29 protein-coding genes and 1 other RNA gene are annotated in these 26333 nt (G+C 36.5%); 13 read left to right on the forward strand and 17 right to left on the reverse strand.

Going from position 1 to position 26333, the window contains the following annotated elements:
- Nucleotides 1-255 precede the first annotated feature (255 nt).
- Entirely contained in the window at nucleotides 256-921 is a 666-nt protein-coding gene (locus tag H3R33_RS04745) for a transaldolase family protein (protein ID WP_122123392.1), read from the forward strand.
- 77 nt (nucleotides 922-998) lie between these two features.
- Here the strand turns inward: H3R33_RS04745 and H3R33_RS04750 are convergent, their stop codons facing one another.
- Complete coding sequence (locus H3R33_RS04750) at nucleotides 999-2636, reverse strand: chloride channel protein (RefSeq protein ID WP_198184857.1); 1638 nt, start codon at nucleotides 2634-2636, stop codon at nucleotides 999-1001.
- Nucleotides 2637-2951: 315 nt separating this feature from the next.
- Here H3R33_RS04750 and H3R33_RS04755 point away from each other — a divergent pair, with 315 nt between their 5' ends.
- Nucleotides 2952-3329, forward strand: coding sequence for a hypothetical protein (locus H3R33_RS04755; RefSeq protein WP_155565265.1), 378 nt, complete (start codon nucleotides 2952-2954; stop codon nucleotides 3327-3329).
- Here the strand turns inward: H3R33_RS04755 and ruvX are convergent.
- Nucleotides 3315-3782, reverse strand: coding sequence for a Holliday junction resolvase RuvX (gene ruvX / locus H3R33_RS04760; RefSeq protein WP_198184856.1), 468 nt, complete (start codon nucleotides 3780-3782; stop codon nucleotides 3315-3317). The two genes, H3R33_RS04755 and ruvX, sit on opposite strands and share 15 nt — an antisense overlap.
- 157 nt (nucleotides 3783-3939) lie before the next feature.
- On the opposite strand from ruvX, the gene H3R33_RS04765 reads away from it, so the two are divergent.
- A complete protein-coding gene (locus H3R33_RS04765; RefSeq protein WP_230882835.1) occupies nucleotides 3940-4956 on the forward strand; it encodes an NAD(P)H-quinone oxidoreductase in 1017 nt (338 codons plus the stop codon).
- A 2-nt stretch (nucleotides 4957-4958) separates the two neighbouring features.
- Here the strand turns inward: H3R33_RS04765 and H3R33_RS04770 are convergent, their stop codons facing one another.
- Nucleotides 4959-5627, reverse strand: coding sequence for a DNA-3-methyladenine glycosylase (locus tag H3R33_RS04770; RefSeq protein ID WP_232342132.1), 669 nt, complete (start codon nucleotides 5625-5627; stop codon nucleotides 4959-4961).
- A gap of 150 nt (nucleotides 5628-5777) precedes the next feature.
- Here H3R33_RS04770 and H3R33_RS04775 point away from each other — a divergent pair, with 150 nt between their 5' ends.
- Nucleotides 5778-7034 carry an energy transducer TonB gene (locus H3R33_RS04775; RefSeq protein WP_198184855.1) on the forward strand — a complete coding sequence of 419 codons (1257 nt, stop codon included), beginning with the start codon at nucleotides 5778-5780 and terminating at the stop codon, nucleotides 7032-7034.
- A 13-nt stretch (nucleotides 7035-7047) separates the two neighbouring features.
- On the opposite strand, the gene H3R33_RS04780 is transcribed toward H3R33_RS04775, so the two are convergent.
- The 5 genes from H3R33_RS04780 to H3R33_RS04800 form a co-directional block, all read right to left on the reverse strand.
- Nucleotides 7048-7866, reverse strand: coding sequence for a TIGR00282 family metallophosphoesterase (locus tag H3R33_RS04780; RefSeq protein WP_198184854.1), 819 nt, complete (start codon nucleotides 7864-7866; stop codon nucleotides 7048-7050).
- A 2-nt stretch (nucleotides 7867-7868) separates the two neighbouring features.
- A complete protein-coding gene (locus H3R33_RS04785) occupies nucleotides 7869-8441 on the reverse strand; it encodes a 5-formyltetrahydrofolate cyclo-ligase (RefSeq protein WP_198184853.1) in 573 nt (190 codons plus the stop codon).
- A 20-nt stretch (nucleotides 8442-8461) separates the two neighbouring features.
- A non-coding RNA gene (gene ssrS / locus H3R33_RS04790) (6S RNA) lies at nucleotides 8462-8618 on the reverse strand.
- Nucleotides 8619-8626: 8 nt separating this feature from the next.
- Nucleotides 8627-8968 (reverse strand): cell division protein ZapA, encoded by a 342-nt coding sequence (locus H3R33_RS04795; RefSeq protein WP_122124259.1) that lies wholly within the window; start codon nucleotides 8966-8968, stop codon nucleotides 8627-8629.
- Nucleotides 8969-9007: 39 nt separating this feature from the next.
- Nucleotides 9008-9283, reverse strand: a complete 276-nt coding sequence (locus H3R33_RS04800; RefSeq protein ID WP_198184852.1) for a hypothetical protein — start codon at nucleotides 9281-9283, stop codon at nucleotides 9008-9010.
- 303 nt (nucleotides 9284-9586) lie between these two features.
- Between H3R33_RS04800 and H3R33_RS04805 the strand changes: the two genes are divergently transcribed.
- The gene (locus H3R33_RS04805; RefSeq protein ID WP_146206662.1) at nucleotides 9587-9829 is read left to right on the forward strand and encodes a hypothetical protein; all 243 of its coding nucleotides are present in this window, start codon (nucleotides 9587-9589) and stop codon (nucleotides 9827-9829) included.
- A gap of 112 nt (nucleotides 9830-9941) precedes the next feature.
- Nucleotides 9942-10856, forward strand: coding sequence for a class I fructose-bisphosphate aldolase (locus H3R33_RS04810; protein WP_198184851.1), 915 nt, complete (start codon nucleotides 9942-9944; stop codon nucleotides 10854-10856).
- 74 nt (nucleotides 10857-10930) lie between these two features.
- On the opposite strand, the gene H3R33_RS04815 is transcribed toward H3R33_RS04810, so the two are convergent.
- The gene (locus tag H3R33_RS04815; protein ID WP_198184850.1) at nucleotides 10931-11887 is read right to left on the reverse strand and encodes a glycosyltransferase family 2 protein; all 957 of its coding nucleotides are present in this window, start codon (nucleotides 11885-11887) and stop codon (nucleotides 10931-10933) included.
- 66 nt (nucleotides 11888-11953) lie between these two features.
- Nucleotides 11954-12337 carry a GtrA family protein gene (locus tag H3R33_RS09205; protein WP_122123381.1) on the reverse strand — a complete coding sequence of 128 codons (384 nt, stop codon included), beginning with the start codon at nucleotides 12335-12337 and terminating at the stop codon, nucleotides 11954-11956.
- 112 nt (nucleotides 12338-12449) lie between these two features.
- Between H3R33_RS09205 and thiE the strand changes: the two genes are divergently transcribed.
- Nucleotides 12450-13085 (forward strand): thiamine phosphate synthase, encoded by a 636-nt coding sequence (gene thiE / locus H3R33_RS04825; RefSeq protein ID WP_198184849.1) that lies wholly within the window; start codon nucleotides 12450-12452, stop codon nucleotides 13083-13085.
- A 403-nt stretch (nucleotides 13086-13488) separates the two neighbouring features.
- On the opposite strand, the gene H3R33_RS04830 is transcribed toward thiE, so the two are convergent.
- Together H3R33_RS04830 and epmA are read right to left on the reverse strand one after the other, a co-directional pair.
- Nucleotides 13489-14226 carry a fasciclin domain-containing protein gene (locus tag H3R33_RS04830; RefSeq protein WP_198184848.1) on the reverse strand — a complete coding sequence of 246 codons (738 nt, stop codon included), beginning with the start codon at nucleotides 14224-14226 and terminating at the stop codon, nucleotides 13489-13491.
- 137 nt (nucleotides 14227-14363) lie between these two features.
- Nucleotides 14364-15350 carry an EF-P lysine aminoacylase EpmA gene (gene epmA / locus H3R33_RS04835; RefSeq protein ID WP_110438817.1) on the reverse strand — a complete coding sequence of 329 codons (987 nt, stop codon included), beginning with the start codon at nucleotides 15348-15350 and terminating at the stop codon, nucleotides 14364-14366.
- A gap of 105 nt (nucleotides 15351-15455) precedes the next feature.
- Between epmA and H3R33_RS04840 the strand changes: the two genes are divergently transcribed.
- From H3R33_RS04840 to H3R33_RS04855, 4 genes are all read left to right on the forward strand, one after another.
- The gene (locus H3R33_RS04840) at nucleotides 15456-16487 is read left to right on the forward strand and encodes a lysine-2,3-aminomutase-like protein (protein ID WP_198184847.1); all 1032 of its coding nucleotides are present in this window, start codon (nucleotides 15456-15458) and stop codon (nucleotides 16485-16487) included.
- Between the two features lie 86 nt (nucleotides 16488-16573).
- A complete protein-coding gene (gene efp / locus H3R33_RS04845) occupies nucleotides 16574-17140 on the forward strand; it encodes an elongation factor P (RefSeq protein WP_110438815.1) in 567 nt (188 codons plus the stop codon).
- Nucleotides 17141-17310: 170 nt separating this feature from the next.
- Complete coding sequence (locus tag H3R33_RS04850; RefSeq protein WP_198184981.1) at nucleotides 17311-18138, forward strand: inositol monophosphatase family protein; 828 nt, start codon at nucleotides 17311-17313, stop codon at nucleotides 18136-18138.
- A 58-nt stretch (nucleotides 18139-18196) separates the two neighbouring features.
- A complete protein-coding gene (locus H3R33_RS04855) occupies nucleotides 18197-18937 on the forward strand; it encodes an OmpA family protein (protein ID WP_198184846.1) in 741 nt (246 codons plus the stop codon).
- A gap of 88 nt (nucleotides 18938-19025) precedes the next feature.
- Here the strand turns inward: H3R33_RS04855 and ykgO are convergent, their stop codons facing one another.
- Complete coding sequence (gene ykgO / locus H3R33_RS04860; protein WP_110438813.1) at nucleotides 19026-19151, reverse strand: type B 50S ribosomal protein L36; 126 nt, start codon at nucleotides 19149-19151, stop codon at nucleotides 19026-19028.
- A gap of 86 nt (nucleotides 19152-19237) precedes the next feature.
- Nucleotides 19238-20155, reverse strand: a complete 918-nt coding sequence (locus H3R33_RS04865; RefSeq protein ID WP_155565250.1) for a hydrogen peroxide-inducible genes activator — start codon at nucleotides 20153-20155, stop codon at nucleotides 19238-19240.
- Between the two features lie 118 nt (nucleotides 20156-20273).
- Between H3R33_RS04865 and H3R33_RS04870 the strand changes: the two genes are divergently transcribed.
- Both H3R33_RS04870 and H3R33_RS04875 read left to right on the forward strand, forming a co-directional pair.
- On the forward strand, nucleotides 20274-20810 hold the full coding sequence (locus tag H3R33_RS04870) for a peroxiredoxin (RefSeq protein WP_198184845.1): 537 nt from the start codon (nucleotides 20274-20276) through the stop codon (nucleotides 20808-20810).
- A gap of 130 nt (nucleotides 20811-20940) precedes the next feature.
- Complete coding sequence (locus tag H3R33_RS04875; RefSeq protein ID WP_198184844.1) at nucleotides 20941-21636, forward strand: type 1 glutamine amidotransferase; 696 nt, start codon at nucleotides 20941-20943, stop codon at nucleotides 21634-21636.
- Nucleotides 21637-21645: 9 nt separating this feature from the next.
- On the opposite strand, the gene glmM is transcribed toward H3R33_RS04875, so the two are convergent.
- From glmM to ftsH, 3 genes are all read right to left on the reverse strand, one after another.
- Nucleotides 21646-23001 (reverse strand): phosphoglucosamine mutase, encoded by a 1356-nt coding sequence (glmM, locus tag H3R33_RS04880; RefSeq protein WP_198184843.1) that lies wholly within the window; start codon nucleotides 22999-23001, stop codon nucleotides 21646-21648.
- Nucleotides 23002-23051: 50 nt separating this feature from the next.
- Nucleotides 23052-24071 (reverse strand): dihydropteroate synthase, encoded by a 1020-nt coding sequence (gene folP, locus H3R33_RS04885; RefSeq protein ID WP_198184842.1) that lies wholly within the window; start codon nucleotides 24069-24071, stop codon nucleotides 23052-23054.
- 118 nt (nucleotides 24072-24189) lie between these two features.
- The gene (gene ftsH / locus H3R33_RS04890; protein WP_198184841.1) at nucleotides 24190-26163 is read right to left on the reverse strand and encodes an ATP-dependent zinc metalloprotease FtsH; all 1974 of its coding nucleotides are present in this window, start codon (nucleotides 26161-26163) and stop codon (nucleotides 24190-24192) included.
- Between the last annotated feature and the right edge of the window lie 170 nt (nucleotides 26164-26333).

Consider the following 26333-nt stretch of genomic DNA (forward strand, 5'->3'; position numbering starts at 1 on the left):
TATTTTAAAAATTTAAATAAAATCACAATTTAAAAATAATAACTGATTCTATCAATTTTTGTAATTTTATTACCAATTAGAGCCCTAAAACTGTTCAATTATAAATTGAATCAAATAAATATCACAAAAAATTGATTTTTTTATCAAAAAACTTAACAAAAATCATTTTTTACACTAGCATTATTAATGTTCACATATTATTTATCATATAATGAATTTAAATCATTTAAATAATTCTAAAAAGGTGTATAAAATATGAAATTTTTACTTGATACAGCTGATGTAGAAGACATTAAAAGAATTTGTGCGATGGTACCTGTTGATGGTGTTACAACCAATCCCGGTATTGTTGCAGCAAGTGGCAAGTCCGTTTTCGATTTGTTACCAGCCATCCGTGATGCAATGGGTGGAAAGGGAATGTTGCTTGCTCAAGTTATCTCTCCAACTGTAGAAGGTATGATCAAAGACGCTCATACACTGACCTCTCGTGTAGAAAACCTTATTGTTAAGGTTCCTGTAACCCCTAACGGTCTGGTTGCCATCAAAGAATTAACCAAGGAAGGCATCCCAACCCTGGGAACTTCAATCTATGGTGCCGCTCAAGGATTTATGGCGGCTTTGGCAGGTGCCAAATATCTTTCCCCTTATGTCAGCAGAATTGATGCACAAGGTGGAAATGGCCCCGAAACCGTTAAAGAATTGCAAAACTTGATTTCCCAACACAAACCAGATGTTGAAATCGTTAATGCAAGCTTCAAAAGCCCCCGTCAGGCTTTAGAATGCATGATGATCGGATCTGCTGGTATTACCCTGCCACCAAGCATTTTTGATCTTTTCATTGCTGATCCAGCAGTTCTTGCCGCTGTAACTGAATTTGGCAACCAATGGTTCAAGGCTTTTAACCGTCACACACTTGACTAGTACAAATAACTTTCTATTTCATTGATCTGACACAATTTTCATTTATAAGGCACTTTATTGAGTGCCTTATATCATTATTATAGCTCTCTATATAATTTCATTCCTGTCAGATCTTTTATTTGTCTTTCAAGAATTTCATTATATCGATTCAGAACATCATCCTCATTTACAATGCCCATTATTTCATAATTGTCGGTTCCACGCACAACAATTAGCCATGGGCATTCATGTATGTCATCAAAACCATCCATCATTTCTTTGATATTCATACCCGGGGTCAAAACCCGATTTTTTCTGATTGCAAGTTCCCCGATTTGTTCTTGATAATGAACTAAATTCTCAAATATATCTTTTAATTCGACCAATCCTGCATATTCATTCTCCTCATTCTTTAATATTAATAACTCTTTATGATGAAATTGCAGCGAATGTATAACCTGATTAAGAGGTAAATTATAATCAAGCGTAAAATCAACAGGTTTCATCAATGTCTGTGCGGTCGTTCTCGTCAATCCACTGATATCCAAAGCTGAGCGAATTTTTTTTCCACTTAAATGGAAACGCCAGGTTGCAAAGGAATATCCAAATATTTTTCTCACTGTAACGATAGCCACAATAACAGCTAAAATAATCACACTTGTCATAGAATAACTTTGCGTCATATCAAGAGATAAAAACATCATGCTTAAGGGACCGCCAATAATACTCGCCGACATGACCGCCATCCCTATTGCCGCATATACAAGAGGGGAAAATGTATGAATCCCTAGATATAATACAATATTGCCATAGACAATTCCCGCTGTTCCACCAAGCATCATTGAAGCAAAAAACAATCCTCCCCTAAATCCCACTCCCAGGGAAACGGATGAGGCGATTGCCTTTAAAAACAAAATAAAAACTGCCAATTTTAAGGCAATACCATGATCCAAGACAACCCAAAGAAAACCATGACCAGATCCCAATACAGCAGGGGTCAGGATACCCATCCCTCCCACCATCAGGGCTCCAGCAACCAGTCCATAAATTTTCGGAATTCTCAATTGATTTATATAAATTTCAATACGTGTCGCCCCATACATGACCATAATGGCAATGATTGCGCAAATCAGTGAAAAAATACATACAATTCCATAATCAATATAATGAATAGAATCCGGAACAATATGAAAAACGGGTCCTGCACCACCCAAACAATGAATCATTATATATCCAGACATTGCAGCAATCATGATATAGGGGAAATTTATAAAATTATATGAAGCTAAAACAATTTCAAATCCATAAAAAGCCCCTCCTAAAATCGAGTTGAAGGCTGCACCGATGGCTCCTGCCGCTCCACAGCCAACAAGTATTCTCAATTTATTCTGTCTAATTTTAAAGAAGCGTCCGATTTTGGATGCTGCTGCGGCACTAACCTGTGTATAAGCAGATTCCAATCCCAAGGAAATACCGAACCCATTGGACAAAAGGGTCTGCAGCGTTAAATAAAAACTGTCTTTGACAGAAAGCTTACCACCGTATAATGCATTTGCTTCAATTATATCTGCAATTTTTGCACTGAAAAATTGACCCATATAATAACGGACAAGGAATAAACCTATCGCTCCGATCAGGGGAATACATATACAATACCATGGATTAACGTAACTTAATCCCGACAAATGACCATTTCCATCCAAATGAAATAAGAATTTGTGGAGAGTAAGGGACATAATATTTAATAGCTGAACTGAAATTGCCCCAATGAGTCCACTGCAAAACGCAAGAATAAAAAAATATACATTTTGCTTGAATATTAATCGCTTAACTTGTTTTAAATATGGGTTATTTGCGTTAATCATCATTATTTGTCATTTAAAAGAAAATTTTTCATTATACGAATATATTATAATGAACGAACAGTTGATTTTTATTTATAACTATTTTCATCTTGATCATTCATGCCTAGTATAATTATAGATATACATCTTGTATTGATGATTGATCTATTTTTTAATCGGCCATATTTCATGAAGAATTAATTTCATATGACACAAACGCCAAAACGATATGTTAAATATTTCATTTTTTTCATCTGCTTTCCTTTTTTATTTGCATGTGCATCCAAAAAACAGCAATCAATTCTCGAGCATGTCCAAAATGAATATAAAAACATAGTTAACTTGAATGAGCGTTATATGCACAATTTTTATGGTAAAGCCGATCCAGCCTCATTTGAACGGCTCAAACGGTATCGTTATGAGGCTTATCAATCTATAATAAACCTTCGATCAAGATATGACAAAACAAAGCCCCTACCCCAAGCCGAAATTCAAGAATCAAAAAAAAGGCTTGATATCTATCGATCATATCTCAATGCATTGGGCGCCACTTCTGCAACAAAAGATAATTTACTTGGGTTTTAAAGTATCAAGAGCGGATTGTAATATATAACTCGCAGCCATTTTATCTACAATTTCATCCCTTTTTTTCCTGCTTAAATCCGCTTCATTAATCAAAAAACGGTTAACTGCGCTGGAAGACAACCGTTCATCCCACAGACAGGCCGGAAGACCACTCATATTAGAAACAGCCATAATCCAATCTTTAGCTGCTTGTGCTGCAGGCCCAAAGTCACCATCCAGCGACAAAGGTAATCCGCAAACAAGACCTCCAACTTCTTCTTTTATAGATAATTCTTTCAAGTACTGAGCAAAAACAGATAGTTTCCTTCTTTTTACAACAGAAAAAGGGGAAGCAAGCATCAGGGTTATATCGGATAAGGCTAACCCAATTTGTTTTTTACCAGGATCTATTCCCAATAAACGATAATGTCTGGGTAAACCGGCCACTAAATCAGACAAACTGTTATAAAGCATGTAATCAATATGTTAGAGAAATATAAGGGTGAATTGAAAAGATAAATTTACAGAGTTTCATCTATCTTTTCCAATGTAAATTACATTTTATTATAAAATATTCCTTTTTATGGTCAAATAAACTGTAATTACTCCTTATTCATGAAAGCATTAATATATGTCCATTTCTCTTCCCTCTATGATGCAAGCGGTAATCTTTGATCAACCGGGTAATCCAGACGTTTTGAAATTATCCAGTATTCCCATTCCCGTACCAAGAAGAAATGAAGTTTTAATAAAGGTTGAAGCTGCCGGTATCAATCGTCCTGACATCGTTCAAAGACAGGGCAATTATCCGCCTCCCAAAAATGCAAATCCACATTTGGGTTTAGAAATAGCAGGAGAAATTGTTTCATCCCCGTCAAATTCCCATTTTTCCATCGGAGACAAAGTTTGTGCATTAACAAATGGTGGTGGATATGCACAATACTGTTCTGTTCCCTACGTACAGTGTCTTCCATGGCCCAAACAATATAACGCTATAAAAGCGGCGGCTTTACCTGAAACTTTTTTTACAGTTTGGACAAACCTTTTTGCAATCGGCAATCTGAAACCGAATGATTCCCTTCTGATCCATGGCGGCAGTGGCGGAATAGGCACTACCGCAATTCAATTGGCCAAAGCTTTTGGAGCAACCATTTATACGACTGTTGGCACTGAAGAGAAAGGGAGTTTTTGTAAAAAATTGGGCGCAACAGACTTTATAAATTATAAAAAAGATAATTTTTATGAAAAAATCAAATCGCTTACGAATAAACAAGGTGTTAATCTGATTTTAGATATTATGGGCGCTTCTTATTTCAGTGATAATATTAAATCTCTCAGTGAAGAAGGACGTTTGGTTATCATATCATTCCAAGGAGGTATAAAGGCGGAAAATGTGAATCTGGGATTGATCGCCATGAAGCGTGTTACTGTTACAGGCAGCACTTTAAGACCTCGTGATACAAAATTTAAGGGAAAAATCGCGCGCGCTTTACATAAACATGTATGGCCACTTTTAGATACCGGAATTATTGAACCTCAAGTTTTCAAGATTTTTCCATTTGAACAAGTCAGAAAGGCGCATCAATTGATGGAAAGCAATAAGCATATCGGAAAAATTGTTCTGGATCTATCACAATTTTCTGATTAACTTTATAATGTTAAAAGATTACGTTTATTCAAAGGTTTTGATTGCTCAACAGCTCGCCATAAATACCATGCCCCGATTGTCCTGAATGGACTCCATATCTTGGTGGCAATTTCCAGTTGTTTGGGTTTAGGCTGCAGTGCAAGATTTTTACAAATGCGCCAGCCTTCCCTAATTCCAAAATCATCTTTTGGCATGATATCCATACGACCAAGTGTAAAAATTAAAAGCATTTCAACCGTCCAGCATCCAATTCCCGGCAGAACGGTTATACGGTCAATAAGATCTTGATCTGATAAAGTTAAAGCCTCTTCATAGCTTGGAACAATACCATCCAGGGTAGCCATGGCCAGAGCGTATAGGGAATCGATCTTGCGGAATGAAAAGCCGCAATCTCGTAATTGAACTGGGCTTAATTTTAACAAAGTTTTAGGATCTGGCAAAGCTCCTGAATTAGCCAGTTTCAACCTGTTTAAAATAGCGTTCGCTGCATTTGCGTGCAATTGCTGCCCCGCTATGGCCTGTAATAAGGCATCATAAGGCGTTTTCCTATCGATTTTCAATCGACAGGGTCCTTCTTTATCAATAATTTTTGCTAGATCTTGATCTGTTTTTTCAAGAAACCGCATTCCCTGTTCAATGTCAGATGATGATTTGATCATTAAAATAGTCATTATCTCATATCCAGTTTAATGACACGATAATATATAGAAATAATATTAATTATTATTTTAATCGAAGATTTATTCTTTTTTAGATTACATTATGTTAAAAAGATAAAGTTTTAGTCAATAAACATTCCATCCGAAGAAAATTACAGTCGAATGAACATTGGTAGACACCCTTCCCCAATATCTGGCAGACGAAAAGGCAAACGTCATTTATATTGGAATTTGGTTCAAAAATCAGATCGATCAGTAATTCATCATCAATCGGTATGCCATTTAAAACCTTCCCTGCTGGATCGCCCTAAAAATTATAACCATTTATTGAAAGGCTTCAAACTTCTTCGCAAAGAACCTTTCAATAGCAATTTTAGACTTTTTGATAATATTGACAATAAACTTGAGAAAATTATAACAGGTCGATTTTTACACTATTCAATAGATAAAAATACCTGTCTTCATGTTCCTGACCAATCAAAAAAACATCCTTTTTTTTTATATTTTACCACTTCCCTTTTTTTTCATGGAATTATTGTAATTCTTATTTTTGTGGGAAGCCTCTATATAAATCACAAAAATACCAATCCATATGGAAATAGTAGTCAGGGTAAACCAGTAGATGTCGTTTTTCTACCTCGATCAACAGGACAATCAGGATTAAAAGGTGAAGGATATAATGGGGAACCGGCCCCAAGCAAGGCGATTTCTCCCCCTCCCATTCCTGATTCGCTTCCTGTACCTCCAAAAATAGCCTCAGTTCCAAAACCGGATGAAAACCCATCTGAAAACAGAATAACAGTCCCACAACCCGATGCGGAACCAATACCATCCAAAAAAGAAAAATCGAGACACAAAAACAGGAAAATCAATTTAAATCAAGAACATAAATATTTTTATAAAAATATTCCTCCACGGATCAAAAGAAAAACTGCTCATCCCGTAAGATCTCAATCGCCTTTTGAAAACCTGACAAACTTGGATTTTAATGAAAATCCAAACGCTTCTCATCGCAGAATGGCAAAAATAAGACCCCAGGGGTCACGTTCAGCCATTAATATGTCCACTGGTCCTCTAGTCAAAAATGGTAAAATCAATACTCCATATGCAGATAAATTTACTATTAAAGGGGTAAGTTCCGATTACAGTGATTTGATTGCAGCCTGGATCCAACAACATATGTATTATCCACCTGATGCTATTCGTAAAGGAGAAGATGGCAGTCCTTCCGTTCATGTCGTTATCAGCCGGGATGGACAGGTTCTCTCGATAAATCTTACCAACTCCTCAGGTTCTGACGCTCTGGATGCGGCAATCCTTGGAATGTTCAGAAATGCACAACTACCCAAAATCCCTCCGGATCTTCCAGATCATTTTGATATGGATTTAAAGATCAATTATATTTTATTGCGACAATGAGTTGTATTCTGCTTTATTTTATATCAGGCAAAAAAGTGTCCAGTTCACCTTGGAAACGAATGGGAAACGTACGTTTTGCCAATCCCGTTACATCATCTGTTTCAATGAATAATCCGCAAATAGTGGCTGATCCTTCAGCTGGCTGAAAACGATATCCAGGCATTTTTGTAACAAAACGGTTAATGGCCGCTTCTTTCTGCATACCGATGACACTGTTATAATCCCCACACATACCCGCATCCGTTTGATAGGCAGTACCCAACGGCAAAATCCGATAATCAGCGGTAGGAACATGCGTATGCGTTCCTATAACCGCAGAAACTTTTCCATCCAGATAATATCCAAGAGACATTTTCTCACTTGAAGCCTCGGCATGTATATCTATCAATACAGCATCTACTGTTTCACCCAACCGATAGGATATCAAAAGAGTTTCAATCATTTTAAAAGGATCATCAAGCGGATCCATATATAGACGACCCATTGCATTGATAACCAATATTTTTTTTTCATCCTTTGTAAAGGAGATATGATAACCCTGCCCCGGAGTCCCAGTGGGATAGTTAATAGGTCTGACTATACGTGGATCCTGTGCGATATAGGTAATCAGGTCTTTACGATCCCAACTGTGATTACCCAAGGTAATAACATCAACACCCGCTCTGAAAAGATCCTGTGCGATAATAGGAGACAACCCAAATCCATGACTGGCATTTTCTGCATTTACAATAACCTGATCCAAACATAGTTTAGATCTTAACATGGGCAATTCTTTTATAACGGCTTCTCGACCGCTACGACCTACTATATCCCCTAGAAAAGCAATACGCACCTTTAATCCTTCTGACTGTGAATAATCTCTGTTTCAGTAATAATCGTTTGTAAAGAACAATCAAATTTTTCAACCGGTACGGTTGATACCTCTTGATAGGAAAAAGCAATACCAGCGGTTTTAACCGTCGGATAAACAGCCAATGTTCTATCATAATACCCTCCACCATAACCCAATCGGTTACCCTTCCGGTCAAATGCCAGTAAGGGTAGCATAATTATCTGGGGGTGCATGATTTCCGTATCTGGATATAAGGTTTTATACCGTCCAGGCCTCAACTGCACTTCCGGATACCATAAGTGAAACTGCAAGGCCAATCCCACCGGTGGCGTTTCGGGTAATAGAATACGATATCCCTGCCGATATAATTCATGCAAACTATCCCGTATGTCCGCTTCAAATTCAAGAGGCCAAAAAAACGCAACTTTCTGACTACGAAAATGTTTTTTATGAATATACTGAACAATATTTCGATTTAACTGTTTATTTTTTTTTTGCTGTAAAATTTGATTTTCAATTCTCAATTGCCGCATTTTTTGTCGCAGCATTTTTTTTTGATTTGAAATATTTTGCATCTATGTCTTTTAATAAAAATAAAGAAGCCGCCATAGCCGTCGAACTGTCAGCTCTTCCGGACCTGCAAATACAGGTGGGTGCCAGAATAACGAAACCACGATTACGTCAGCGCCAGCTCCCTTGGAAGAAATTATCGGCCCAGGAGATGAACTTTCTAACGAACCTGGCAGCCTCCATTATATATTTAGGCTATTTCAATCCTGTCTGCAATAGTCTCCGCCCGTTCGGAGAAATATTTTAATTGTTCTTGCAATTCACGGTTCTTGTTTCTTAAAACCTCAATCTCATGCTCATTTTGTTTTTTTTCCAATGCATTCAATTGATTAGTTATGTCATGAAGCTTATCCGCCATAATCAGGCTTGCCAGAGCCAACAAGCGTCCCTCACCACTCTGGCCCCCTATCTTTCGTATCATATCTATATGTTGTTCAACAATATTGGCCATTGCCTGTAAATGACCTTCCTGCCCGTCCTCACATCCAACTGTATAATTAAAACCATTAATGGAAATTGTTACTTGCGCCATTCTTTCATCTCTAACGATCTTGTTAATTTTATTTTCCAACTAATCCACTTTTAATAATACATCTTTTACCTGGGTAATTAAAATGTCTAAATTTGCTAAAATTTTATCTGCATTTTTATTTGAAATTATAGAATCAGGTGAAGATAATTTTTTGTCTAAAAAAAATTCTATTTTATCAAACGCCTTTTCAAGCTTTTTATCTGATGAATCCTGATTATTTTCCTCCTCAGTATTGTTTATGGACAATATATTTATTTTTTCTGAATTGTTTTTATTATCAGATTCAATTGTACTAATGACTTCATGCGTTTCCATGTTATTACACCTTATATGATATCCAAATAATAAAAACCTTTTTATTTTTTAAAGGTAATTATCGATTAAATACTTAAAAAAAGACACTTATCCAAAATGCAAGCCCATAAATTCACTTTTATATCACAAAAAAATATAATTTTCTCATTTAATAAATACACTACTGATACAAATGCATACTTTTTTACCGTCAATCATTTATCCCAATTTTACTTTATTAATTCACATATTAAAAATAATTACTGCCCTATAACTTTCATCTCTCCCCAGAATGCTGTTGCTTATATGGGTGTACGCTGGTGGATGCAACTTATAAAATTTGGCAAACAACTTTTTTCAAATCCAATTGATGATGCACTCGATTGCTACGATAATGCCGGATTGGCATTGGCGGCTTTGAGACTTGGCCAAAAAAAAATACTCTTTAATTCAAAATCAAAACAGTTTAACCTCCTCAAAAATCGTGCGGACTCACTTCAAGCGATTATTTTAACCAAACGTTCAGAAAGTTTTGACTTGACCGAATTAAGATTCTCTTACTTCTAAGTAATGACTATTTCATATTACAAAAAATCACATAAACTTAATTTTACTATCCTTTCTGGAAAAGAATATTATAATTTTTCACTTCTCTAATGATTTGTTTTTAGGTTTAACAATGAAACTAACCCCTCAAATTAAACATATTCTTAATAATTACGAAAGTGATAGCCCGGTAACAAAACGTAATCTTGCACGGTTGTTAATGCACGGTAAACTATCGGGAACAGGCAAACTTATTATTCTCCCTGTTGATCAAGGGGTAGAACATGGACCAGCAAGATCATTCGCTGTCAATCCAGCGGCCTATGATCCTCATTATCATTATGAACTTGCCATTGACGCAGGATTGAACGCTTATGCTGCTCCATTGGGAGCGTTGGAATGTGGGGCCGGCATCTATACCCATCAAATTCCAACCATTCTTAAACTTAACAATGCAAATTGCCTGAACAATGCAAAAAATCAGGGAATAACAGGTTCAGTTAAGGAAGCTCTCCGTTTAGGTTGTGTCGGTATCGGATATACAATATATCCCGCAAGTGATTATTTTTATGATCAGATGAGAAATCTTCAGGAAATTATTGAGGAAGCAAAATCCGTTGGATTAATTTCAGTCATTTGGAGTTATCCACGTGGCCCCTCACTGGATAAAGATGGTGAAACCGCCATTGATGTCTGTGCCTATGCCGCACATATTGCCGCTCAAATGGGTGCCCATATTATTAAAATTAAGCCACCCACGGCTCATCTACATTTGCCTGAAGCCAAAAAAGTGTATGAAAAAGAAAAAATTGACATTTCCAGTTTAACCAAACGCACTGAACATATCATGCAATCCGCTTTTGCCGGACGTCGATTGGTTATTTTTTCAGGCGGAACCCATACCTCGGAAAAAAATCTTTTAGAAACATATCAATCACTAAAAGATGGCGGTGCAAACGGAGCTATAATTGGACGTAATGTCTTTCAGCGCCCACGTCATGAAGCCTTAGAAATTTTAAATAAACTTGTTGATATCTTTAAAAAATAATAACTATAGTTTGCATATAATATAAAGGCGTTTTATTACATAACTAAAACGCTTTTTTTTTAATTAATAATTTATTATTCCTTCATTATAGTATCTTCAATAAAAAATTTGGGACGCTTTTTTACTTCCATATAAATTTTTCCAATATATTCACCTATAATTCCCAAAGAAAAAAGTTGCACTCCTCCTAAAAAAAAGATTGATATAAGAACAGAAGCCCAACCCTGAACAACATAGCCCATCATTTTTTCAGTCAATATATAGCCAATTGCAATTAGTGAAATAAAACAAGTTATAAATCCAATAAAACAAATTATTCTCAAAGGTATTATTGAAAAAGAGGTAATCCCTTCTAGTGCAAGTCCCAACATCTTCTTCAATGGATATTTTGATTCACCCGCCAGACGTTTACTTCTTGTGTAATAGACCCTGGCTTGTTTGTAACCAAGTAAAGGTATCAAACCACGTATATATATATTACGCTCTTTGAATTTCAGCAGACTCTGCAAAGCACGATAACTTAACAGACGATAATCCGCATGGTTGGCAATTTGTTCAACCCCCATTTTTTCCATTAATTGATAAAATAAAATTGCGGTTCCTCTTTTGAATACAGTATCCGTGGAACGATCCTTTCTGACGCCATAAACAATTTCAAATCCCTGTTTATATTTTTCAACCATTTTGTCTATACATTGTATATCATCCTGCAAATCCGCATCGATACTGATACATATGTCCGTATCAACCGAAGATAAACCCGCTATCAGTGCAACTTGATGCCCACAATTTCTGGATAATTTTATTCCTCTTACACAGGATAATTCACGTGAAGCCAGTATAATTTGCTGCCAACTATCATCTTCACTTCCATCATCAATAAAAAGAATATAGCTATTTTCCCTGATTTTTTTTTCTTCAACCAGGCAATTGAGAAAGTTTTTTAAAATATTTAAACTATGTTTAAATATATCCGATTCGTTATAACAAGGCACGATCAGAGCTAATGAGGGAATTGTTTCTTTGTCCATATTTCACCCCGCTTTATAAAAATCTCTTTTATCTTCCATTCTCATACAATAACATCAATGTATTATTTATTTCATGACCCAGAATTTATTAATAAAAAAACTATTCAAAGTATAAACGACCATTCCAATCAATTGGGCAAAATAGGCTTTTAAATTAGAAGAGATCAAAAAATAATCTAAGAATATTTTCATCCCTAAGAGGTTTAAAAAATAACAAAATAAAAAAGTTATAAAAAATTTTGAAAACCTTAAAACAGTCAATTGTACTGAAAAAGTAAATAATGAATTTAATATAAAACTTAAAATAAAGCCAAAAATATATCCAATAATATTAGCCAAATACAAATTGACTTTAAAATATATAAGAATAAAACTAATACCTAAAGTTAAGAGGGTATTCGCTATTCCAACAACGATATATTTAGTAAAAGTGACCAACATTATTTTCATTAAAACAGAAATGGAACATTATTTATTCTCTATACATATCTATATCTTTTTATTAAACAGGTTCTAACCTATCTTTTTATCAAAAACAATCCAATATCGAATTAACAAGATAATGTCTAATTGCCAGTTATACTTATTAACACCACCTCAACTTAATCCAGAAAAATTTAAACCCTTACTAGTTGAAGCCCTTGAAGCCGGACCTATTGCAGCTGTTCAACTTCGTTTAAAAAATGTCACGGACCTTGAAATATGCCAAGCAATTGAAATTCTTAAACCTGTCGTTCAGGAACGTGATATTGCTTTTATACTTAATGACCGTCCAGATCTGGCAAAAAAATTTGAATGTGACGGTGTTCATATAGGTATGGAAGATATGCCTATACAACAAGCCCGACAAATTGTTGGAGATCATTTACAATTAGGTGTTTCCTGTTACGACAGTAAAGACTTGGCAATGCAAGCTGGTGAAAACGGTGCTGATTATATTGCCTATGGCGCCTTTTTTCCTTCATTAACCAAAAATACAGAAATTCGCACTCCTGTTGAACTCTTAAAATGGTGGTCAGAATTAATGGAACTTCCTGTAGTTGCAATTGGCGGCATTACATCTGAAAATTGCAAACCCCTTGTAAAGGCTGGCGCAGACTTTCTTGCAGTTATAAATGCTGTATGGGGACATGCTGAAGGTCCAGCCCAAGGAATCAAAGAAATGTTAAAATCTATAAACGAGGCTGAGCAAGAATAACCATTCTATAATTAGTAATAAAAATAAATCTGGTATTATCTTGGATAAAATTATTAACAAAAAAAATTCGTTTTTTTTCTAATAATACCGACATAAGCAACATCCAGCTTTTTAAGAGGAAGAATATCCAATACGAATTAAATCACTTCTGAAATCATAATTATGAACTGTTAAATATAATGCTGAAACTTGATAAATTACTGTTCTTTTATCAAAAATTATTAAATAAGGATTGTGTATTATCTGTTCAATTTTTTAACGTGTATCATGATCGGTCTGAATCTGGCATGACCAAGCAATGAAAGGGAAAGAAATATAGAAAACTATATAAAAAAAATAATACGAACCTATATTTGAAAATGACTTTCATCCCTTTTATTGCGATTTACAAAATTTCTTTCAATTATGGAACAACATTCAGTAAATCCTGAGTCACATATATGAAACCATTGGCCTGGGGAATACCATTTACCCAGATTTTATTTCTCTCTCCAACCTTGTTTTTAACTATCAATTGCTGTTTAGTATCGTCCATGGAAATATATAATGGATCATTATAATAGGTTGTTAGAGTGTAAGTTCCATTATGTTGCAATACCAGTTTTTTAAGATATTCAGGTGAATAACTTCCAAACACTATTGTATACCCCATCAATCTTTTCAAATAAGATTCATTCTGAACGTCCATCAATGAACCATTCACAAAAAAATTAGGCTTTTCCATTGGTGCATTTGGTACTGCAAAAAGCGTATAGGGACCCCGACGTTCAATAATCGATAACAGACCTGTTTTCCGCAATGCCGCCGTATAATCCGCCAACACGATAGAAGCTCTTACTGTTTGATCCAATGATTCGTCAGCATAAACAGGCATATTAGGCACTGGAAATTCTTTAACATTATTGTAAGAAGGAATAAAATAAAGTTTTGTGCTCCCTTTTGTATAATATGTATCAACTTTGGCAGTATGACGGCAATACCAGGATGGGCTCCCATGCCATTGACATTCTCGTTCATGCTCGGAGACACCACTATTGGAACAATTAACTAATGAGAGTAGTCCTATAAAACCACAAATTTGAATTGAAATTTTTTTTAAATAATTTTTATCAGCCCAATTACCACCGTTTAAATGTCTCATCCTGTCAAAATCCTTATATTAAATTCTTACTCACCAGCGTTTAATGAACATTAGACATAATATCTTTATGATTTAACTTGTAATAAACATTTCGACAAGCATTCAATCATTTATTTCTATCAATAAAACTACGTTATTCATACCCATAATATATTCTGTATATTGGTCACACCTGTTGCCAACATGACCAATCGATCTACACCCATGGCAATTCCCGAACATACAGGCAATTTTTCAAGTGAAAGCAATAATTCCTCATCCATCTCCCAATATTTCATTTCAGGATATAATTCAGAACGACGCTGACGATCGTAAACAAATCTTTTTCTCTGCTCCAGTGGATCGGTCAATTCTTCAAATGCATTTGCCAGTTCCAGACCTCCTGCATATAATTCGAATCGCAAAGCCACCCGCGGATCCAAGGGATCCTTTTTTGCCAGGGCTGCTTGGCTTAAAGGCCAATGGGTCAGGAACGTTGGATTTTGTCTTCCTATATTCGGTTCGACTTTTTCCAATAGAAGACGAAAGAACAAATCTTCCCATGTTTCATTATTCCTTGCATCAACCTTTGCCGCCTTTGCCAATAAGGCAACATCTTCAGGAAGATCAAGCAAGTCAATACCAACATAAATCTCAAAGGCTTGTTGAATTGTCAGACGTTGAAACGGTTTGGTAAAATCAAGCTTGTAATGATTATAATCAATATAAGGTGGCAATAACCTCTTTAACAGCAATTCTGATTCATCCATAAGATCACCAAGGGAACAGTTTGGTCTGTACCATTCCAACATCGTGAATTCTGATGAATGAATATTACCTCCCTCCTGATTTCTCCAAACCCGTGCCAATTGAAAAATAGGCTGATGAATTTCTGCCATTACCTTCTTCATGGAAAATTCTGGACTGGTATGAAGAAAGAGATTGTGTTTTTCTCCTTGGGGAGTTTCATATACCGAATGAAACGGATGTAAATGGACTTCCTCCCCAGGAGTTTTGACCAAATAAGGCGTTTCAATTTCCATGTATCCTCGAGCATCAAAAAAACTGCGAATGGATTTCATGATCCATTGACGACGTTTCAATAAAGGTAAACGATCGGCTATCGATACTCTAAGATCAGACATAATATTGCAGGGTTCCTTATTATGTTGAGAAATTTATTTATGTCTTTAAATATGTAACAATTTAAATTAAATAAAAGCTTTCCTCTTCAAAGCAAGAAAAAATTCATGACATCAAAAACACTTCGAAATGTTCAGGATTTAATTGATTCCAGGCTAATTGATCAAACCATTAGAAAGCCTCTGCAAGAATTGGAACAGTTTTATGCCACCGCCATTTCTCCTGAAATGGTGAATCTTATTCATGATTTTGAAAATAATGACCCCAACCCAATCGGTCTACAATACATTCCTCATCCTGATGAATTGAAAATTACCCCGGATGAAATGCATGATCCCATTGGAGATGAAGCATTATCACCAATCAAAGGGATTGTTCATCGTTATGAAGACCGTGTATTATTGAAACCTCTACAGATTTGTCCTGTCTATTGCCGCTTCTGTTTCCGCAGGGAACATGTTGGCCCAGATCACGGTTTACTTAATGACAGGGAATTGATTGCAGCACTTCAATGGATTGAAAAACATTCCAAAATTCGTGAAGTTATTCTTTCAGGGGGCGACCCCTTTATTCTTTCGCCACGCCGAATGAAACTGATTATACAAGAAATAAATAACATACCGCATGTTTCAACCATACGGATTCATACACGTGTCCCCTTTTCCGCACCCTCTCTTATGGACAAGATCTTTATTGAAAGTCTGGACACAGACAAGGCGCTATGGATCGTTGTTCATGCCAATCATCCAGCTGAATTTACCCCTTACGCATTCAAGGCCATTCGCAGTTTGCTCTCGAGAGGGATACCTCTTCTTAGCCAATCCGTATTATTGAAAAATGTGAATGATAATATTGAAACGCTGGAAAACCTATTGAGATCTTTTGTTGAATGGCGGATAAAGCCCTATTATTTACATCAGCTGGATAAAGCGCCTGGCACCAATCGATTTTATGTACCCATTAATAATGGACAGGAATTACTTCGTGCATTAAGAGGGCGCGTTACAGGTATAGCTTGGCCTACCTATGTTCTTGATATTCCTGGAGGGTATGGAAAAGTTCCATTGGGACCAGACTATTATGATCCCGAAAAACCATCCTCGATTCTTGACCCTAAAAATCATAATCATAAAATTTAAATTATATCTTGCAGCAACGCCTAGTCCATTTTATATAAAAAGAACGATAAACCGTCTTTTTAGTATTTTAATCATCAGAGAGTATTATGAAACAACAGGCAAACCAAATCCGTGCAGGTCAGGTTATTGAACATGATGGACGTCGGTGGTCTGTCCTTAAGCAGCAAATCATCACACCTGGTAAAGGCGGTGCCTTTATTCAAGTCGAAATGCGTGATCTTAAAACAGGCAACAAAACCAATGAACGTTGGCGTACTGCCGATACCGTCGAACGTCTGTTAACCGAGGACAAGGAATATAATTACTCTTATGAAGATGGTGATAATCTTGTGTTCATGGATCCGGAAACTTTTGAACAATTTATGTTGCCAAAAGATATACTTGGGGATCAGGTTGCGTTTCTGCAGGATAATATGAAGGTCATAGTCAATTTGGTTGAGGGCGATCCCATTTCCGTCACATTGCCCCCTCAGGTAACCTTGGAAATTGTTGAGGCCGAACCTGTGGTAAAAGGTCAAACAGCAAGTTCTTCCTATAAGCCCGCCATGTTATCCAATGGTGTAAAAACAATGGTTCCCCCTTTTATCGAGGCTGGAGAAAAAATCGTTGTGCGAACAGAAGATGGTAGCTATGTTGAAAGAGCAAAAAATTAGGCTTTTTTATAGTTTTAAACCTAAACCATTTTTATTTTGATCTAAAGAAAAGATGTCAAATCTTAGTCAATTAAGAAAGACATCTTTTTAAATTTGCATTATTAAGTTAGGTTAAATACTAACTGAAAAATTCAGATGCCTTTTGTAAATTCTAGGAAAAATTAATGGCGATTCGACTTTCCCCTCATATGACCGTAATGCAGAATGCAGCACAAAAAGCTGCACGCACGCTTCTTCGTGATTTTAATGAAGTTGAGATGTTGCAAGTGAGTGTCAAAGGTCCCGGGGACTTCGTATCACAAGCAGACCTAAAGGCCGAATCGACTATTAAAACAGAACTCAGTAAGGCGAGACCTGGATATGCCTTTCTTATGGAAGAAAGCGGTGCCTCAGGGGGAGATAACTGGAACTGGCGCTGGGTTGTTGATCCTCTTGATGGAACAACTAATTTTTTACATGGAATACCACATTGGGCAATTTCCATAGGCCTTCAGAAACGTAATGATAAAGGGCAGGTTGAAATCGTTGCCGGCGTTATTTATAACCCGGTTGCCAATGAAATGTTTTGGGCTGAAAAGGGTGTCGGCGCTTTTCTGAATGAACGTCGCCTTCGCGTTTCCTCTCGACGAGACATGTTTCAGGCTGTACTTGCCACTGGCATTCCTTTTGCCATTTCCGACATTAATAAACAGGAAAAATTTGTAAAAATCCTTAAATCAGTCATGCCAAAAATTGCAGGCATAAGACGCTATGGTGCCGCTGCCCTGGATTTAGCATGGGTTGCAGCAGGCCGTTATGAAGGTTTTTGGGAAATGGATTTAAAACCCTGGGATGTTGCCGCAGGAATTCTATTGGTCAAGGAAGCAGGCGGATATGTAACCGATCCTGAAGGAAATCCATTAGATGATCTAAAAATGTCCGTTAATACCGTTGCAGGAAATGCAGCACTTTTCCCTAAAATTAGGGAGACAATATTAGAAAACATTTCCAAACCTTGATAATTAATGATAATTAATTTTAGTTATTCTTTTATTCTAACAGGTTGAGAATTCGTCAATGTTTTTTTTATCATCTTCTGCACCAGCACTAAAAAAAAAGCATCTTTATTATTTGACCATATTTTCAACCGTATTGTTTTCCTCTTGGAATAACATGATTTTTGCCCAGGTTAGTGTCAATAATTCAGCCTTGAATAATCTAGGTCCTGCAAAAAATATCCAACCAAAATCGACAAAAAATAAAAAAGCAACTTCTATTTCCAAACACACAAAACAACCAACAAATCCTGCCAAAATTACGCCGTCAAAGCCAAAACAAACACAAGCTGCCATCCCGTCAATTCCCAATTCCCCACCTCCCAACCCTGTTTTTAGAGATCCAGAGCTAAACGTACCTTTACATCCACCAGCCTCTCCTGCCATGCCCAAGATTAATCCTAAAGCCCAAGGAAATGTCGTGGTTAATGATCAACACACCATCATTAATTTTAAAGGAGATGAATCTGAATTAAACGAAATAATGATGAAAACGGTAATGGATATGGCTAATATACTTAAGCGGAATCCTAACGTACAGATTTACCTTAATGCATATAGTCATGGAACTGTTGATGATATTTCTACACCAAGAAGAAACGCCTTAAATCGTGGGCTTACTATACGTGCTGTCTTAATTAATCAGGGTATTCCGGCCACTCGCATTTATTTGATTGCAAAAGGCATACATGAATCAAATACAAACGTAAATCCAGATTATGTTGAAATGGTACGTTCTGATTTAATAAAAGACAAAAAATAACTTTTTTAGAACGCATATTGTTTGAATTGTATATTCTATAAAAAATCCTCTTAAACAGAGGATTGTAAAAAGTAATAAAAATTAAGAACTAACCTTGACGTGCTTTCATACGCGGATTTTTCTTGTTGATTACATATACTTTTCCATGACGGCGAACAATGCGACAATCTTTATCGCGAAGTTTCGCAGAACGTAAACTATTTCTGATTTTCATAATTAATTCATCCCAGGCAATAAATACAAAAGTCCCTTTTTATATAAAGAAAAATTAAAAAATGTCAAATGCAAAGCGATTATTTTCTAAAGTTTAAGCTTTTGGAAAACTTTTTCAAATTGCTTGAATTCTGCCGATCTCAATGAATTTCTACGCCAAGCCAGGCCAATTGTTCTCCAGGCTGGATTTCCCTCTAAAGAACAGACAGCTACATCCTTGTTTACTATTACACCGGATCTAATAACCATTTCGGGAATAAATGCAATTCCCAAACCGACTTCAACCATACTTATTACCGTATCCAGAGAAGAGGCGACAAAATTGTTGCTAAAATCGTTGACCGCTTTCATGGTCTGACTTTGTCGACACATATCAATGGTCTGATCGCGTAAACAATGACCATCTTGCAACATTATAATTTCTTTTGGATCAATCTGATGTAATGACACCCTATCCAAAGAGGCTAAGACATGATCCTTGGGTGTTATTAAATAGAATTTGTCTTTATAAAGCGCATAGGTATCCGCACCTCCACAGGAACATGGCATTGCAATAATCAATAAATCGAGATATCCAATGAATAATTTTTCCATTAGATTTTCAGTTATATCTTCCTGAATAGTCAAAGTTAGTTTTGGATAGGTTTTCCGAATTTCCCTAACCAAAAAAGATAAAATATAAGGTGCAATTGTGGGAATGATTCCAAGCCTCAAAGAAGAGGAAAGTGGTTCATGCGCAAAACTTACCATTTCACGAACCGTTTCCAAACCCTGTAATGCAATTCTCGCTTGTTCAGCTATTTCCTGTCCCAATGGTGTAAATACAACCCTTTTTCCTGCTGTTCTATCCAATATAGAGACATTCAACTGACGTTCTAAACTTAAAATTCCTGCAGATAATGTTGACTGTGTGACAGAGCAGGCATTTGCCGCACGACCAAAATGATGTAATTCTGACAATGCAATAAGATAACGTAATTGTTGCGGCGAAGGGAGTGCTTCCATCGTTTTTTTCAATCATTCATTACTAAATATTTCATTTGAAATATTAGCATTTTTTACACATATTAATAGAGGAACCAAAAAAAAATTTTATAATGTTATTTTATTAGGAGAAAATAATATGTTGACTGTTGGTGATCAATTTCCATCTTTTAGTCTTACAACTGTTCCTGCTGGTCCTGATGGACTGAATGGAGAATTTATAACGATCAATAATCAAAGCGACAAGGGTAAATGGAAATTATTTTTCTTTTGGCCTATGGATTTCACATTCATTTGCCCAACGGAAATCGCGGCTTTTAGCGACATGGAAACAGAATTTTCAGAACGTAACACTGCTGTTTACGGTGTATCGATTGACTCTGAATATGTTCATTTAAACTGGCGTCTTCATAATGAAACTTTAAAAAATCTGAAGATTCCAATGTTGGCTGACAACAAGCGTGAACTTTCTGCAGCATTAGGTATTCTTCATTATAAAGCTGGTGTTGATTTAAGAGCGACATATATTGTTGATCCAGAAGGGATTATCCGTCACGTCAGTGCAAATGACCTGTCTGTTGGTCGCAATCCAGAAGAATTCCTCCGCATTCTTGATGCTTTACAAAACGGGGGGCTTTGTCCTTGCAGCTGGCACAAAGGGGATAAAACTCTTTAGTTTATCCATTGATAAATCATCAAAGCCTCTTGATCTCATATCAAGAGGCTTTTTTGTTTCAATTTACCAATAATATTATTATAATTCATCAAAATTTTTAACATAAACATTCATACCAAAGGAAACAATCTTGAAGGCATTAATCTTGCAGCATGCTTCTTTTGAGACACCAGGTTATATTCTTGATTGGCTAAAAATACATCAATATGAAACAATTATTTTGAAATTGTACGAAATGGATGAAAAAAACATTCCTCTTTCCTATAACATCAATCTTTTAATTATCATGGGTGGTCCCATGAGTGTTCATGATGAAAAAAAATATAAATGGTTATCAAAAGAAAAACAATTAATTAAAAACTTAATAAATAAAAATATTCCAACTCTAGGCATTTGTTTGGGGGCTCAATTAATTGCTGACATTTATAATGCCCATATTACAATCGCTAAGCATAAAGAAATTGGTTGGTTTCCTATTCAGGTAATTCAATCCAAGGAGCGTAAGAAAATCAAATGGCCTGAAAATTTTGTCACATTTTTATGGCATGGTGAACAATTTGATATTCCAGCACATGCCAAATTACTCGCATTTAGTCAAGGTTGCCCACATCAGGCCTTTATGATAAAGAATAATGTAATTGGATTACAGTTCCATCCGGAAATGACTTTAACAATGATTCAAAACATGATTGAAAATTGTTATGATCAGGATAAACCCCTCTCTCCTTTCGTTCAAAGCATAAAAGAGATACTTTCTGTCCCAAAGGAACATTATTCAATAAATCATCAAATAATAGACAACCTGCTTTCATATTTAACTACATAAAGTCAATACCTAGATATTATTTTCAATCACTTGTTTTAATTGCTGTAACACAAGATCCACAAGCTGATTATCTTTTGCCTCAACCATAATACGAATCAAGGGTTCTGTCCCACTTTTCCTTAGAAGGACCCTTCCCTCTTTACCCAATTTCAATTCCGAATCCCTTACGACCTTTTTAACTGCTTCGGTATTTAAAGGGTTTTTTCCGTTAAAACGAATATTATATAACTTTTGAGGGAACGGCATAAACATTCTACATACTTCACTTGCTTTTTTACCCTCTTCAATAATAACTGCCAATACTTGCAATGCAGCAATAAGACCATCACCGGTCGTTGAAAATTCAGAAAGGATCATATGCCCAGACTGTTCCCCTCCAACATTACATCCAAGTTGACGCATCTTTTCAACAACATAACGATCACCTACACAGGTTCTCGTTAATTGAATTCCGGTATCATCCAAAAACTGCTCGAGTCCCATATTGGACATCACTGTCGCTACAATTGAATGATTTTGGAGCATCTTCTTTCTATCCCAGGAAGATGCAATTAAAGCCAGAATCTGATCACCATCGATAAGCTTGCCCTCTTCATCAACCAACAGCATACGATCAGCATCGCCATCAAGAGCTATTCCCAAATCAGCCTTATGCTCCAACACAGAATTGATTAACGTTTCTGGATGTGTTGAGCCACAGTTTTTATTAATATTTAAACCGTTCGGTTTACATCCAAGCGATATAACTTCTGCGCCCAACTCCCACAGTGCTTTGGGGGCCACATGATAAGCGGAACCATTTGCACAATCAATAACGATTTTCAAACCATCAAGGCGACACCCACGGGGAAAAGAAGCCTTTGCATGTTCAATATAGCGACCTGCTGCATCATCCAGACGTACGGCCCGACCAATATGTTCATTACCAGCCAATTGACCTGACAAATCAGATCGCATCATAGCTTCAATTTCAAGCTCCTGTGCATCGGAAAGCTTAAATCCATCTCTGTTAAAAATTTTTATTCCATTATCTTGGAATGGATTATGTGATGCAGAAATCATAACCCCAAGATCAGCACGCAAGGAGCGAGTCAACATTGCAATCGCTGGCGTAGGCATCGGACCAACCAGAATCACATCCATTCCTGCCGATAAAAAACCGGCAACCAAGGCACTTTCAATCATATAGCCTGATAAACGTGTATCTTTTCCGATCAAAACTTGATGTCTTCTATGGTCTTTTCCAGCCATGAACATCAATCCTGCAGCTTGGCCAAGCTTCTGTGCCACTTCTACCGTCATAGGATCACTATTGGCTGTACCACGAATTCCATCTGTTCCAAAAAGTAATCTATGATTTTTCATTAACTTTTCCCATGTTAAACAATAAAACATCACAATTGATATGACAGAAATCAACCATATAAAGTCTGCCACATTTTCATGCTTTGTACCGCAGCGGGCACATTGTGAACACGAACAATTGAATTTCCAAAATAAAATGCTGGAGATGACGCTATCATGGTAGCGGCATCATATTCCTCAAAATTCATTTTTCCAGCAACTTCCCTAATAAAACGTTTTCTGGAGACTGCTAGAAGCAAACGGCAACCTAAGTTAGCAAAAGCGGCGAATTTTTTTAAAAGTTCCATATTTTGAAAATTATTCTTTGCAAAACCTATACCTGGATCAAGTATTACATTTTCACGACGAATACCTGCATTTACCGCTTTTTGAATTTTTCTTTGCAACTCTGCAAAAACATCAACCAAAACATTGTTGTAATTCTTATATTGATGCATTGTCTGGGGGTTTCCACGCATATGCATCAAAATCACAGGACATTGAGCCTGAGAAATAACCTGTGCACTTTCCCTATCATCAAGAGCAGAAATATCATTAATTAAATCAGCTCCTGCATCTAAGGCATATTTCATTGTTTCAGCATGACGCGTATCAACAGACAAATAGGCACCACATCCTTTTAATGCTTTAACAACAGGAATAATTCTATGACATTCCTCTTCAGTTGACACAGGTTGAGAGCCAGGTCGTGTACTTTCACCACCAATATCGATTACTGTCGCACCATCCTCAACCATTTTATGAGCGGCCCGAATAGCAGTTGAACTTGAATAATGTTTGCCACCATCGCTAAAACTATCAGGCGTTACATTCAGTATACCCATAATTAGAGAACCTTCAGGCAATCCAGCCAGAGGTGAGGCAGTTGTTATTTTTCTTATCTGATTAGAATATAAGGGTGAATGAAAACAATCTTTAACATACCCAATTTCCAGTTTTTGATTCTCAATTATCTCAATCATTGAAAAGGCAACTTTTTTTTCTTGACCTGCAAAAGGTAATGCAAGCTCATTTTTGATTGCAAACCGGGCTGAATTTCCAAATAAAAATCCTGTAGGATTTATAATCATATCATTCTTAACGCTATAATCATGACAGTGTCATCTAATATCAATCTCAAATAAAATAAGTGAAAAGAATATATTCTTTTCACTTAAAAAAATAGTTTTAATCCATAAAATTAAAACCCTAGTTATGTTCCTCAAAATTAACACCTGTTGCAGGAACAGGATTATCAGCATGACCAGCATCATCCTTTTTTATTTCATCAGAACCAACATTATCACCTGAATGATGAGCCACATCGATTGATGATCTCAATTTTTTTGTCGTGTCATCAACAAGGCTACGTTCAATTTTTTCACCACGAAGAACCTGTCTAATTTCCTCTCCACTTAAAGTTTCATATTCCAAAAGACCTTGAGCCAATCTTTCAAGATCTTCCCTGTGCTCTTCTAACAACGCTGTTGCACGTTTATGTGCATCATCAATCAAACGTTTAACTTCGGCTTCTATTTCATGAACGGTTTCACTGGAAATATTTTTACCTTGTCCCATGGAATGACCAAGAAAAACCTCTTGTTCATTTTCAGCATAAGAAACAAGTCCAATTTTTTCACTCATACCCCATTCAGTAACCATCCGTCGTGCAAGATCCGTCGCCATTTTGATATCGCCAGATGCACCGTTTGAAACATTTTCCGGACCAAAAATCATTGATTCGGCACAACGTCCACCCATGGCAAGAACCAGTTCAGCCAAACATTTCGATTTGCTTTTTGAATAGCGATCGCCTTCCGGTAAACTCATCACCATTCCCAATGCGCGTCCACGTGGAATAATTGTAGCCTTATGTACCGGATCACATCCAGGAGTAAATAATGCGCAAATGGCATGCCCGCCTTCATGATAAGCGGTCATTTTTTTCTCATCTTCACTCATGACCAATGAACGACGTTCTGAACCCATCATGACCTTGTCTTTGGCATTTTCAAATTCCAGCATCGATACTGTTCGACGGTTTAACCGTGCAGCCAACAAAGCCGCCTCATTAACAAGATTTGCAAGATCAGCACCAGAAAAACCTGGTGTTCCACGGGCAATTACTCTTGGATCAACATCAGATGCTAACGGAACCTTTTTCATATGTACGCGAAGGATTTTTTCACGACCCCCGACATCAGGATTAGGCACAACAACCTGACGATCAAATCTTCCTGGACGTAACAATGCCGGATCCAAAACATCAGGCCTGTTCGTTGCGGCTATGAGAATTACGCTTTCATTGCTGTCAAATCCATCCATTTCAACCAGCATCTGATTTAAAGTCTGTTCTCGCTCATCATTACCACCACCGAGACCAGCACCACGATGACGTCCAACAGCGTCAATTTCATCGATAAAAATAATACAGGGAGCAGCTTTTTTACCCTGTTCAAACATATCTCGAACACGAGAAGCCCCCACTCCAACAAACATTTCTACAAAATCAGAACCTGAAATTGTAAAAAATGGAACATTTGCCTCGCCAGCAATCGCACGCGCCAATAAGGTTTTCCCTGTTCCAGGAGGGCCAACCAACAAGACCCCTTTTGGTATTCTGCCACCCAGCCGCTGAAATTTTTGTGGATCTTTAAGGAATTCAACAATTTCTTCCAACTCGCTTTTAGCTTCATCAATTCCCGCCACATCCGCAAATGTGACACGTCCCTGTTTTTCAGTCAGCAAACGGGCCTTAGATTTACCAAATCCCATTGCCTTTCCCCCTGCGCTTTGCATATTGCGCATGAGAAGAATAAATAAACCGATAATCAGCAATGTTGGCAATAAATTCAATACAAGCTGCCAAAAAAGATTTGGATGATTATCTACAGGTTTAACCTCTATCGTAACTTTATGGTCAGTGAGGGTTGATAAAAGCGAAGTATCCTGTGTTGGCAAATAGGTTTGAAATTTTTTTCCATCCTGATTTGTTCCAGTTAAATACCGGTCCTGTATGACAACTGATTTAACGTTTCCAGCGTTAACATCCCCCAGAAATTTAGAATAACTAACTTGATTGTCTACAACAACATTACTGCTTGGCCGAAAATATCCAACCACTAACATTACTGATACAATAACAAGTATCCATAAACTTAAATTACGCCCAAAATTTTTCATTCTACTTTATATTTCCATGTTTTAGGATAAACACGTTTTTAAAAAAGAATATTTAATATATATCATTTTATATTCTTCATATTACAATTTATCTCTTACTTAATAACATAAGAACTGAAACAAATCTTTCCTACCCTAAAAAATATTTTTCCTTAAAAATATTGAATTTA

The organism is Commensalibacter sp. B14384M2 (assembly GCF_016101865.1).
Classification (GTDB): Bacteria; Pseudomonadota; Alphaproteobacteria; order Acetobacterales; family Acetobacteraceae; genus Commensalibacter; species Commensalibacter melissae.